At 32.6% G+C, this 12,218-nt stretch carries 14 protein-coding genes; 6 read left to right on the top strand and 8 right to left on the bottom strand.

Features of this window, described 5'->3' with window-relative positions:
* Positions 1 to 30: 30 nt before the first annotated feature.
* Positions 31 to 1,452, bottom strand: coding sequence for a CCA tRNA nucleotidyltransferase (locus B5X64_RS11280; protein WP_079465344.1), 1,422 nt, complete (start codon positions 1,450 to 1,452; stop codon positions 31 to 33).
* Between the two features lie 62 nt (positions 1,453 to 1,514).
* Between B5X64_RS11280 and B5X64_RS11275 the strand changes: the two genes are divergently transcribed.
* Complete coding sequence (locus B5X64_RS11275; RefSeq protein ID WP_164463397.1) at positions 1,515 to 4,085, top strand: YCF48-related protein; 2,571 nt, start codon at positions 1,515 to 1,517, stop codon at positions 4,083 to 4,085.
* 43 nt (positions 4,086 to 4,128) lie between these two features.
* Here the strand turns inward: B5X64_RS11275 and B5X64_RS11270 are convergent, their stop codons facing one another.
* The 7 genes from B5X64_RS11270 to gldB all read right to left on the bottom strand — a co-directional run bounded on the left by B5X64_RS11270 (position 4,129) and on the right by gldB (position 9,074).
* Positions 4,129 to 4,677, bottom strand: a complete 549-nt coding sequence (locus B5X64_RS11270; protein ID WP_079465342.1) for an L-threonylcarbamoyladenylate synthase — start codon at positions 4,675 to 4,677, stop codon at positions 4,129 to 4,131.
* 64 nt (positions 4,678 to 4,741) lie between these two features.
* Positions 4,742 to 5,167: an IS200/IS605 family transposase gene (gene tnpA / locus B5X64_RS11265; protein ID WP_079465341.1), complete on the bottom strand. Its 426-nt coding sequence runs from the start codon at positions 5,165 to 5,167 to the stop codon at positions 4,742 to 4,744.
* Positions 5,168 to 5,312: 145 nt separating this feature from the next.
* The gene (locus B5X64_RS11260) at positions 5,313 to 5,816 is read right to left on the bottom strand and encodes a DinB family protein (RefSeq protein ID WP_079465340.1); all 504 of its coding nucleotides are present in this window, start codon (positions 5,814 to 5,816) and stop codon (positions 5,313 to 5,315) included.
* Positions 5,817 to 5,894: 78 nt separating this feature from the next.
* Complete coding sequence (locus tag B5X64_RS11255) at positions 5,895 to 6,344, bottom strand: GNAT family N-acetyltransferase (RefSeq protein ID WP_079465339.1); 450 nt, start codon at positions 6,342 to 6,344, stop codon at positions 5,895 to 5,897.
* A gap of 60 nt (positions 6,345 to 6,404) precedes the next feature.
* Positions 6,405 to 7,544, bottom strand: coding sequence for a cystathionine gamma-synthase (locus B5X64_RS11250; protein ID WP_079465338.1), 1,140 nt, complete (start codon positions 7,542 to 7,544; stop codon positions 6,405 to 6,407).
* Positions 7,545 to 7,642: 98 nt separating this feature from the next.
* Entirely contained in the window at positions 7,643 to 7,969 is a 327-nt protein-coding gene (gene gldC, locus B5X64_RS11245) for a gliding motility protein GldC (RefSeq protein WP_079465337.1), read from the bottom strand.
* A 118-nt stretch (positions 7,970 to 8,087) separates the two neighbouring features.
* Positions 8,088 to 9,074, bottom strand: coding sequence for a gliding motility lipoprotein GldB (gldB, locus tag B5X64_RS11240; protein WP_079465336.1), 987 nt, complete (start codon positions 9,072 to 9,074; stop codon positions 8,088 to 8,090).
* Positions 9,075 to 9,193: 119 nt separating this feature from the next.
* Here gldB and B5X64_RS11235 point away from each other — a divergent pair, with 119 nt between their 5' ends.
* From B5X64_RS11235 to B5X64_RS11215, 5 genes are all read left to right on the top strand, one after another.
* A complete protein-coding gene (locus B5X64_RS11235) occupies positions 9,194 to 9,736 on the top strand; it encodes a GNAT family N-acetyltransferase (RefSeq protein WP_228418883.1) in 543 nt (180 codons plus the stop codon).
* Complete coding sequence (locus B5X64_RS11230) at positions 9,733 to 10,281, top strand: GNAT family N-acetyltransferase (protein WP_228418881.1); 549 nt, start codon at positions 9,733 to 9,735, stop codon at positions 10,279 to 10,281. The genes B5X64_RS11235 and B5X64_RS11230 overlap by 4 nt, the downstream gene beginning before the upstream one ends.
* Positions 10,282 to 10,295: 14 nt before the next feature.
* On the top strand, positions 10,296 to 11,087 hold the full coding sequence (gene nadE, locus B5X64_RS11225; RefSeq protein WP_079465334.1) for an NAD(+) synthase: 792 nt from the start codon (positions 10,296 to 10,298) through the stop codon (positions 11,085 to 11,087).
* A gap of 82 nt (positions 11,088 to 11,169) precedes the next feature.
* Positions 11,170 to 11,652, top strand: a complete 483-nt coding sequence (locus B5X64_RS11220) for a ribonuclease domain-containing protein (RefSeq protein WP_079465333.1) — start codon at positions 11,170 to 11,172, stop codon at positions 11,650 to 11,652.
* A gap of 174 nt (positions 11,653 to 11,826) precedes the next feature.
* Positions 11,827 to 12,132: a barstar family protein gene (locus B5X64_RS11215; RefSeq protein WP_079465332.1), complete on the top strand. Its 306-nt coding sequence runs from the start codon at positions 11,827 to 11,829 to the stop codon at positions 12,130 to 12,132.
* Positions 12,133 to 12,218: the final 86 nt, after the last annotated feature.

The following is a 12,218-nucleotide window of genomic DNA, read 5'->3' as shown; positions in this document are numbered from 1 at the left end:
ATGATATAATCAAATGTTCCAAAAAACATTTTAAACAAGTGTTAATCCTAGTTTCTCTGCTTCTGCAATTACAAATCTTTTTGCTTCTTCATGATTATTTCCAATTTCGCCTTCCAAAATTGCTTCTTTTACTTTTTCCTTTAAAATTCCGATTTCACGGCCTGGCTTCAGATCAAACATCGTCATAATTTCTTCTCCTGTAATAGGTGGTTGAAAATTTCTTACCTGATCTTTTTCTTCCACTTCTTTTATTTTTACCGCAACATATTGGAAATTTTTTTTAAATCTCTCCTGCTTTCTAGAATTTTTGGTCGTGATATCTGCTTTACAAAGTGTAAATAAATCTTCCAAATCTTCTCCTGCATCAAACAGCAGTCTTCTCAATGCCGCATCTGAAGTATCATCAGTAATCAGGGCAATGGGACGAGATGAAAGTTTTACCATTTTCTGAACATACTTCATATCAGCGTTCAATGGTAATTTTAATTTTTGGAAAAGTGTTTTCACCATTTTCGAGCCTAAAAACTCATGCCCATGAAAAGTCCAGCCTGTTCCTTCAACGAATTTTTTTGTGGGAGCTTTTCCGATATCGTGAAGCAAAGCAGCCCAGCGAAGCCATAGATTGTCTGTGTTTTCAGAAATATTATCAACCACTTCCAAAGTATGGTAAAAATTATCTTTATGAGTCTGCCCTTCTACTTCTTCTACGCCTTTCAGGTCGATCAATTCGGGAATAATAAGCTTCATTAAGCCTGTTTCTTCCATTAATTTTAAACCAATTGATGGTTTCTTTGACAACATGATTTTATTAAACTCAACCATGATTCTTTCCATAGAAACAATCTTGATTCTTTCTGCCTCCTGCTTTATTGCATTTAAAGAATTTTCTTCAATCGCAAAATTTAAAGTCGAGGCAAAGCGTACCGCTCTCATCATTCTCAAAGGATCATCAGAATACGTTTGAGCGGGTTCTAAAGGTGTTCTTAGAATTTCTTTTCCTAGATCACCAATTCCATCAAAAGGATCTATTAATTCTCCAAAATTATCTTTATTTAAAGAAATCGCCATTGCGTTGATGGTAAAATCTCTTCTTTTCTGATCATCTTCAATCGTTCCGCCTTCCACTTCGGGTTTACGGCTGTCTTCAGTATAGCTTTCCTTTCTTGCTCCTACAAACTCCAATTCAAGGTCTTTGTATCTGATCATCGCCGTTCCGTAGGTTTTAAAAACTGAAACTTTCATTTTAGGATCAATTTCTTTTCCTACATTTTGGGCAAGCTCAATTCCGCTTTGTTCGGTCACAAAATCAATATCGGTAGACGCTTTTCTTTTCATTAAAAGATCACGCACAAAACCACCAACGATGTACACCGACTGATTGTTTGCCGCCGCCACTTCAGAAATAATTTTGAGAAGTTTTAAATTTTTATTTTGATTGAGGTTGATCTCCATTCTATAAAGTTCCATTAATAAGCAGCAAAAATATGGTTATATTTGCTCAATTAAAAAAAAACATGAAAAAAAAAATTCTATTCTTTTTGTTCTTATTCTATTCTCTCTTTCAATCTCAATGCGGGCAGTACACTCAAAGATTTACCGAGAACATACGTAAAATTCGATTTTTTGATGATCAGAATGGGTATTGTTTCGGAGGAAGTACATTATTAACAACAACCAATGGAGGCAGCTCTTGGAATTTATTTGATCTTCCTGATTATTCTACATTAATTACCCCACTAATGGATACTGATATAATAAACAGTAATTCTGCAATTATAGTGGGGCATAATGGAAGGATTCTAAAAACTAACAATAAAGGGGCCTCTTGGGAATATCAATCTTTAAGAAATGATGGAAGAGAATTCATTACTTCAGTTGATTTCATAAATGATAATACAGGATATATTGTTGGTACTAATGAAGCTGTAAACGAGATTTTCATTTACAAAACAACAGATGGTGGTAATAAGTGGATAAAATTACCTTCCAATATAAATAATGTACAAGATTCTTTTAATTATCCTTATGAATATGTAAAGATGAATATAAAATTCTTCAATGAAAATGAAGGGTTCATGTGGAGAAAATATGATCTTTACAGAACTACAAATGGTGGAATTACATGGGTAAAACTAACTAACAATAATGAGTTCTATAACAGTGGACTTATCATGAATGTTGAAAAAACTCAAAATAATAAATTATATTTATCTACAAGTGATTATACAGTAGGATCTAAAATATACACATCGTCCGATAATGGTACTACATGGGCTCTTAATACAGATTTGCAGTATACAAATAATATTAGCATTAATGTGTACGGAGAGTTTGTAATGCTTGGAAATGAATTTATTTCGACACAAAACGGACAATTAATAAAATATAATACCGAAACCCATTCAATCTCGTTAAAACCTATTGGAAGTTTTCCTTATTTAGCTAATATTTATACTAAAGATGGACAGAATATTTATTTAAGTTTTTATGGCACAGGAACTCCCGGTTTAGGAAAAAGAATATTGAAAACCAATGATTCGGGCAATAACTGGCAGACAATATCAGAATTTGCAAATGATGAAAACACTAGTTGGGGAAATGCATTCAGAATAGAAAATGACGGAAATACTCTACTAATGAGCCGTTATGAAAATATGAATAGCTTTGACACTAAAAGATATACTATTTACAAATCATTGGATAATGGAATTTCATGGAAACAGGTTGCAAGGGAACAAACAAATCCCAATACAAGTTGGATAAATTTTTCGACTGTATTGAGAAATAAAAATAATTATTTAAGCTATTTCAATTCAAAAACTTTAATTGTAAATAACACACAGACTAACCCAACATATTATCTTACGGAGTCAAATGATGGGGGCCAAAACTGGGTAACTTCCAATATTAATCTTACGCCAAGTTTTATTCAGTCTCAAAATATTTTTCAACCTGAAGAGAACATATTATATATAAAAAATTATAATAATACAATTTTCTTGAGTACCAATAAAGGGCAAACTTGGAAAACAGTAGCTGCTCCTACAATAACAGATGGAACGTTTTATGGAATAGAATATAAAACGCCAAACGAGATCTATGCTTGGGGAAGAAAAAGTAACTGGCCTACGGATTATGACTATTTTTTGTATAAAACTACTAATCAAGGAGCAACTTGGCAGAACATTATAAATATTCCTGATAATAATGGCAACGATATGGGATACATCGGAAGCTATACCGTTTTTGGATCAAATTATGCGATTGTATCTGTAGGTGGAAATAAATATTATAAAATAAATTTAGGAAATAATACATATTCCGATTATACAGGAACTCTACCGAATTCTCCTGTATATTCAGAAAGATTAAAGATAATAAGAGACAATTTCTGGTATTATCCGGATCAATATAATTTTACTTATTCAAAAGATTTTGGACAAACTTGGACTGATCGTTTTTGTCTTGTTTGTGGAGAAAATGTTCTTTTAAATTCTAATAACAATGATATTTTAGTTTACAATCAAGATAATTCTATAGAACGCCTAAAGGATATACAATTTGATGTTCCTAAAATTTTTGGAAATAGCAACCCTTCAATAAACTCAACTGAAGAATATTTTATTCCTTTAAACTTCTTCTCCGATACAGAATGGTCACTCAGTTCAGGGGGAACAATAAGTTTTGATCCTAACACTAAATTTTACAAAATCAAAATAACTTGGAATTCTAATGGTCCACATATATTAAAAGCACGTAAACTTAATGAATGTGGATATTCTACTTTTACAGAGTTTCCAATAACTGTTGGTATTTTAGCAACTAATGAAAATAATTTGAATAATTCTTTGGAAGTTTATCCCAACCCTTTCTCAGATAAAATAGCAATAAAATCTTCTTTACTCCAGAATCAGATTAAAATTATTTTATATAATACTTCAGGACAAATTGTATTACAAAAAGGAATCAAGAAGAATGGAGATAATTATGAACTTAATAATCTGAATACTCTTCCAAATGGACTTTATTTCTTAGAAATTATAGATGGAGAAAAAAAAGCAATGAAAAAGATTATAAAAAATTAACTGTAAAAAGAAAAGGCTGCCTAAAATTAGACAGCCTTTTCTTTTATTCGCGAAGAATTTTTATTCTGTTATCACTCCAAATTTTTATCACGGAAGAACCCGAGTATTGGGAAACCTTTTCACGATCTTCTTCCACAGCATAATCCACTAGATCAATAATTTCTTTTGAAATATCAGAGAATTTCAACGGACTTTTATCTCCACTAAAATTAGCAGAAGTTGAAACCAATGGTCTATTTAATTTTGTAATGAGTTTTTTACAGAAATCATTTTTCACTAGGCGAATTCCGATACTTCCGTCTTCTGCAAGAAGTTCTTTCGGTAAACCTTTTGGGTTTTCGTAAACAATAGTTACAGGTTTTTCGCTCAAATCGATAATTTCCCACGCCATTTCCGGAACGTCGACCAAATCCTGCAATCTTTTTTCAGTTTCCACCAAAATAATCATCGATTTGTTTTTTTCCCGTTTCTTGATATCGAAAATTTTGTTGATGGCGTCTATATTTGTTGCGTCACAACCGATTCCCCAGATGGTGTCTGTTGGATATAAAATTGTTCCGCCGGATTTTAAAGTTTGTATGATGTTTTCCATATTCAGTAGGGACGGACTTTAGTCCGTCTTCAAAATTAAGCATTCATTCGGCTTTAGCCAAAGCCTATTTAAAATTATATTTATCGATAAATTCTTGATATTCGTCTGCAAACGATTTTTTCTTATGATGTATTTCTTGATTCTTAATATAATTTCGAACTGATTCAATCATAGATTCTGACACAGAAACTGCAAAATATTCATCCTGCCAAACAAATTTGTCTTTAGTCAATTGATTTTTATTAATCCAAAAAGAAGATTCTCCTTTTATAAGTTGCATTATTTTTTCAATATTTTGATTCGAACCTAAAGAAATTAAACAATGGCAATGATCTGAATAACCATTAATCATATCTAAATAAATTCCTTTGCTAGATGCATTTTCTTTTATATGTTTCCAAACCATCACTCGTAATTCTGTCGAGTTTAAAAGTGGAATTCTGTTTAGAGTAGAAAAGACAATATGAACATAAATTTTGATAAAAGACATTTGTGTTGTTTTTAACAAAATTATAAAATTTTTAGATTTTGGCTAAAGCCAATATAGGAATTTAAAACATAAAACGGGCTAAAGCCCGTTCCTATTGATATTAATTAAGTTTTTTGATAAAGAAACATTATTCTCTTTTAAATATTTACAACTTCGGTAAATATCTTTCCTCAATCACATTCAAATGATGAATATTATGCCCAATAATCAGTTTACCTATCGTTTCTGCAGAAATTTGATTTCCATTGGCAGTTCCGATATTATTTAAGGCTGAAGAATTCATTGTTTCCAATAAAATTTGAGAAGATTTTCTCACCAATTGATACTCTTCCAATAAAGAATCTAAACTTCTTTCATTTGCAAAAGAGTTTTGAGCATATAATTCTTCATCAAAACCGGGCAAATCCTTTTCTTCACCTCTTGCAATAGCCAAAACTCTGTATTGGAAAATTCTTTCGGTATCTGATAAATGAAGAAGCACTTCTTTCAGAGTCCATTTCCCTTCCGCATATGCGAATTTTGATTGTTCTTCTGTTAAAAATGAAAATAAAGAAACAGTTTTCTCACCCACAGATTTTAATTCTTCCAGCCAGTTTTCAGATGGAATTAAATCTAAATATCTTTGAATATATTTTTGAAAATCAGTCATAATTTTTAAAATTTAACAATATAGCAGTCTAATAATGTAACAATCATTGGTAAACTGCTAAATTGATACATTGTTACATTAAATTTTGTTTGTCCATTCATAGAAATTCACTTCATCGTAAATTTCGAATCCACAACTTGGATACAGTTTGTTTCCGATGTCATTAGATTTTCCTGTTTCAAGGAGAACTCCGCAAGCATCGGTAGATTTTGCTAATTGTTTTGCTTCTTCAATCAATCCTTTTGAAAAGCCTTTTCCTCTGTAATTTTCGTTGACATACAAATCATTCAATAGCCAATAACGCTTCATTCTTGTTGATGAAAATAAAGGATATAACTGAACAAAACCTACTAATTTATCATCACTTTCGGCAACAAAAATTTCAGAATCGTTATTTTCTATTCTTTCTTTTAAAAATTTTTCAGCAGCAGGAATATCAGAATTTTTATGATAAAAAACTCTGTATTGGTCAAACAATTCTGCCAATTGAGATACATCTTGAACTGTAGCTTTTCTTATGTTTTTCATGTGAAATTTAATTTAAAAATAAACATCCGCTATAAAAACGGATGCTTAAATTCATTTATTTTAAGAGAATGCTTTTTCCAAATCTGCAATCAAATCTTCTGCATCTTCGATTCCAACACTTAGACGAACTAAGTCATCAGTGATTCCCAATTCAGCACGTTTTTCAGCAGGAATTGAAGCGTGAGTCATCAAAGCAGGATGATTTGCCAAAGATTCTACTCCACCCAAAGATTCAGCCAATGTGAAAACTCTCACTTTCTCTAAGAACTTGATAGCATCTTCTTTTTTACCTGATTTGAAAGTGAAAGAAACCATTCCTCCAAAATCCTTCATCTGAGCTTTTGCCAATTCATATTGAGGATGACATTCCAATCCTGGGTAAATTACTTGTGCAACTGCAGGATGAGATTCTAGATATTTTGCTACCGCCATTCCGTTTTCAGAATGTCTCTGAACTCTTAATGCCAAAGTTTTAATCCCTCTCAACACTAAATAAGAATCGTGAGGTCCTAAAATTCCACCGCTCGCAAACTGAATGAAATGAAGTTTTTCTCCCAATTCAGCATCTTTTGCGATTAAAGCTCCTGCAATAACATCAGAGTGACCTCCTAAATATTTTGTCGCAGAATGCATCACAATATCAGCTCCCAAATCGATTGGTCTTTGAAGATAAGGTGTTGCAAAAGTGTTGTCAACTGCAACCAAAATGTCTTTTCCTTTTGCAATTTCAACCACCGCTTTGATATCGACCAATTTCATCAAAGGGTTTGTTGGTGTTTCAACCCAGATCAATTTAGTTTTATCAGTAATGACGTCAGCAATTTTTGAAACATCATCAAAATTCACGAACGTAAATTTCAACTGATATTTTTCGAAAAGTCTGGTAAACATTCTGTAAGTTCCACCGTATAAATCGTCTACTGCAACAACCTCATCACCTGGGTTTAATAATTTTAAAACACAGTCGATTGCCGCCAAACCAGAACCGAAAGCTAAACCTCTTGCTCCGTTTTCTATGCTTGCTAAAGAGTCTTCTAAAGCTTGTCTTGTAGGGTTTGCTGCTCTAGAATATTCGTATCCTGAATGTACTCCCGGACTTTTTTGTGCGAATGTAGAGGTTAAAAAAACCGGAACATTTACAGAACCTGTTGCAGATTCATGATGTTGTCCGCCGTGTATAACTTTTGTATTGAAATTCATTATTTTATAATTTATTAATCTGAAAATTTGAGAATTTGAAAATGTACACAGTAAGTTTAATTTTCAAATTAATTCATTATCAAATTTTCAAATTGATTTTACATTTTTATTGCTGATTTTACTGCAAATTCTTCAGCTATCTCCTCGATCCATGCTGCAACATCATCTTCTCCTGTTGCTCGTTGATACGTACTTCCCATAGAGACTAAAATCTGATGCATAAACATTTTCATCTGGTCAACCGGCATTTCTTTTGTCCAAAGGTCGATTCTTAAAGCTTCTGATGCTTTTTCGTCCCAAACGGAAATCATTACTGCTTTTGTCTCTTCTTTTTCTACTCCTCCATCCTGAGCATTCCATGTCATTTTTTCAGGAATGTGGTTTTCATCCAGCTCTACATCTATCGTTATTTGAGTCTTTCTCATTTTTCTATTTTTTCTACTATGTTTAATTGGTTTTTAGGTTTTAGTTGTTAGTTGTTAGTTGTTAGAATTACATAATATTAAAAGCTATCAACCATCAACCAATCCCCATCAACACTACTTACTCTTCTAATTTCGGTTTATATCCTGCTTTATTGAAAATTTCCGTCGCATCCATTTTAAGGAAATCGGTCAATTTTGTTTCCGGGTTTTTCTTTAAATATTCTTTACAAATCTGCCATCCGATAAACACACCGACCATTGGTGAAGATTCGTTATCAATTTCTGTATAAAATTTTGAAAACGGTCCCGGATTGATAAAACGGTCAACCAAACGGTGATCGTCTCCAAAAATCAAATTATTTTCAACAAAATAATTATAAATATTGGCTTCATTGGCAACAGACCAATCGTATTGCTTTTTATCATAATCCATTTTCAGATAATCTGGAGTTTCGGGAAGAAAAGCATCCTGAAGCAGCATTATTTTTCCGTTGTAGACCAAAAGATCAATAAATTTCTGATGATCTGGAGAGAAAGGAGCAACCTGTTCTGCAAATATTCTTGAAACTTTAGGAACAATATTATTCGGATTCATCGATTTCTGAAAATAATTTTCCAAACCTTTATAATTAGGATTATTATTTCCCATAAAACCACTTACATCAATAAACAGAAAATTGGTTTTATCATCAAAAAATATAGGATCTTGAATCATCTGTAACGTTGATGAAAACAGATATACTTTCGGAGTTTTGAACTCGGGAAAATAATATTTGATGTGCGAAAACAGATCCTGAAGTTCTTTCTGAAGTTTCGTTTGATCGATTTTTGAAATGGCTTCTTTGTAAATCTTGACTTCATCAGGATTCACTCTATTTTTTGCAAAATCGGCATCAGAAACCGTTCCCTGAAACCATGGAAATTTAGCTTTAAACTGATCCAAAGGAACATTTACATCGTAAAATTCTTTTGAAATATCGGTAAGTTCTACCTTTTCGGCAGGATTTTTTATTTCTACTTTCCAATCAGTTTCCTGCTCCTTTTTACAAGAGGCTAAACTTAAAACTAAAAGGCATGAAAGTGCTGCAATTCTAAAAATCTTCATTATTTTTACATGAAATTTAAGTTTACAAAAATAAGGATATAAATATAAACTTATGCTGAAAAAGGATTTTTTTGTGGCTATTAGGTTTATATTAAAATCTTTAAAACAAGACCAGACAAATGATGAATATTTATCTTGAAACCGAAAGACTCATTCTCCGAAATCTTGTGGAGGAAGATTACAAGCGTCTTTATCTGCTCGATTCTGATCCGGAAGTCATGAAATATGTAGGAATGCCAACACTTTCTAAAATTGAAGAGTCAAAAGAAGTGGTGAAAATGATTATTCAGCAATATGAAGATAATGGTGTGGGAAGGCTTGCCGTAATCGAAAAAGAAAGCGGACTTCTTATCGGTTGGAGTGGACTAAAACTAAATACTTCCGAAGTTAACGGGTATCAAAACTTTTATGAACTCGGCTATCGTTTTTTACCTGAAACATGGGGAAAAGGCTATGCTACAGAATCAGGAAAAGCTTCTTTGGATTATGGTTTTAATGATTTGAAAGCCGAAATAATTTATGCATACGCTCATTCTGAAAACCTGGCTTCAAATCACATTTTAACAAAACTAGGATTTGAAAAAACTGATGAATTTACCGAACTGGATGGAGTTTGTTTTTGGTATGAGTTAAATTGTGAAAAACATTTTACTAAATCATGATAACATTAAGAACAGAAGAGGAAAAAGATTATAAAAAAGTTTTTGAGATTGTGGAACAAGCCTTTAAAACATTAGAATATAGTGATCATCAGGAACATTTTTTAGTTGAAAAACTAAGAAAATCACATAATTTCATTCCCGAGCTTTCGATTGTTGCAGACTTTGTGAACGATGATACTGGTGAAAAAGATCTTGTAGGTCATATTTTATTTACAAAAATATCCATAGAAAGCGATTCGGAGTCTTTTGAATCTTTGGCTTTAGCACCTGTCTCTGTAAAACCAGAATATCAAAACCAAGGAATTGGTGGACATCTTATTGCGTTTGGACATCTTATTGCTCAGGAAATGGGTTATAAATCTGTGGTTTTGGTTGGTCATGAGAAATATTATCCGAAATTTGGCTATATAAAGGCAAGTAAATTTGGGATTACTTTTCCTTTTGATGTTTCTGAAGAAAACGGGATGGCGATAGAATTAGTTGACAACGGTTTAAAAAACATAAAAGGTATTGTAAAATACCCTAAAGAATTTGGAATAGAATAAAAAATTAAAATACAATGCAGACACAAAAAGTAATAGATCATATCGTACAATGGCTGAAAGATTATGCCGAAAAATCAGGAGCAAAAGGTTATGTATTGGGAGTTTCTGGTGGTGTAGATTCCGGAGTGGTTTCTACTTTGGCAGCGATGACCGGTTTGAAAACGTTGTTGATCGAAATGCCGATTCGTCAAAAAGAAGATCAGGTAAACCGTGCTTGGGAACACATGAATGATCTAAAGTCTAAATTTCCGAATGTTGAAGCAATGTCTGTGAATCTTACGCCAGCTTTTGAAGAACTATACAAAACTTTTGACGTTCACGATGACGAGTTTCCAAACGAAAAATTGGCTTTTGCAAATACAAGATCGCGCCTGAGAATGCTTACTTTATATTATTATGGACAAATTAATGGCCTTTTAGTTTGTGGAACCGGAAACAAAGTGGAAGATTTCGGAATTGGTTTTTACACTAAATACGGCGATGGCGGCGTTGACGTCTCTCCTATTGCAGATCTTTACAAAACTGAAGTTTACGAATTGGCACGAGCTTTAAATCTTGTCAAAAACATTCAGGAAGCAATTCCTACAGACGGACTTTGGGATGCCGAAAGAACCGATGAAATGCAGATTGGTGCGACCTATCCTGAACTTGAAAAAATTCAGAAAGAATGGGGAACGAAAACTGAAGCCGATTACAGTGGTAGAGATTTGGAAGTTTTTAAAATTTTCAGCAGAATGAATAAAGCTGCACAGCATAAAATTAATCCGATTCCGGTGTGTGATATTAATGAAGAATGGAGGAATTAAATTAATGTAACAATTTATCAATGTAACCGTTTACCAATTAATTGTTACATTGATATACTGATAAACTGGTAAATTGAATCATATGAATCCTAAAATACGCTCGCTTTTCTTTGCCTGTCTCGGACTTCTTTTTGGAATGTCTGTGATGTTTGTTTATAATAATTTTATTGCTGACAAAAAAGCACCAGCTAAAACCGAAAATATTTCAGAAGCATCAGTAAATCAATCTGACCAACAATCTATTGATGAACTCACGAATGAAAATACGGTAATTAACTATGTAAAGAAAAATCACAACCTTCCCGATTATTACATCACCAAAAATGAGGCTAAAAATCTGGGTTGGAATCCGTCACAGGGAAATCTTTGTGAAGTTTTACCCGGAAAAGTGATTGGTGGAGATTATTTTGGAAACCGAGAAGGAAAACTTCCAAAAGATGAAAAATATTTTGAAGCTGATGTTAATTACAGCTGCGGAAACAGAAATAGTGACAGAATTGTTTTCACTAAAAATGGCGAGGTGTATTTAACTAAAGATCATTATAAGAGTTTTGAGAAGAAATAATCTATCATCATTCAAAGAGTATTTGACGAACGTATTATAAATTGATTTTAAATTAACTTAGCTTGTAAATATTTGAGATTGCTTCGTCACCTCGCTCCTCGCAATGACAAAAAAACAACTTTTTAACAATCACTGAAAACTCCTACATTTGCACATTAGAAATTTAAATAAAAAATGAATACAACATACATCGACTTTACAGAAATCGGAGATTACGAAGATTTTTATACCCAGCTTAAAGAAAAAGTAAAACTTCCAGAACATTTCGGAGATAATCTGGATGCACTTTCAGACGTTATTTCAGGCGAATTGGAAATGCCTTTGCATATCGAGTTTGTTAATATGAGTGTTGACCAGCTTGAACTATTTGAAGATCTTCTGACGACTTTAGAAGATGCAGAAGAGGAAGTTGAAGATTTTACTTTCAACTATTATCTGGAGCAGTACCAAGATGATGAGGATGAAATTGATGAGCAGTAAAAACCTGAGAAAAAATTAAAGATTTCGGCGATGCTTCGCATCGCCGAAATCTTATAAATAAAGAATCGGGCGCAGCTTTGCTGCGC

It is taken from the genome of Chryseobacterium balustinum (assembly GCF_900168205.1).
GTDB lineage: Bacteria > Bacteroidota > Bacteroidia > Flavobacteriales > Weeksellaceae > Chryseobacterium > Chryseobacterium balustinum.
Note: the sequence above shows the minus strand (reverse complement) of the source record. Positions and strands in the feature narration are given on the sequence as shown.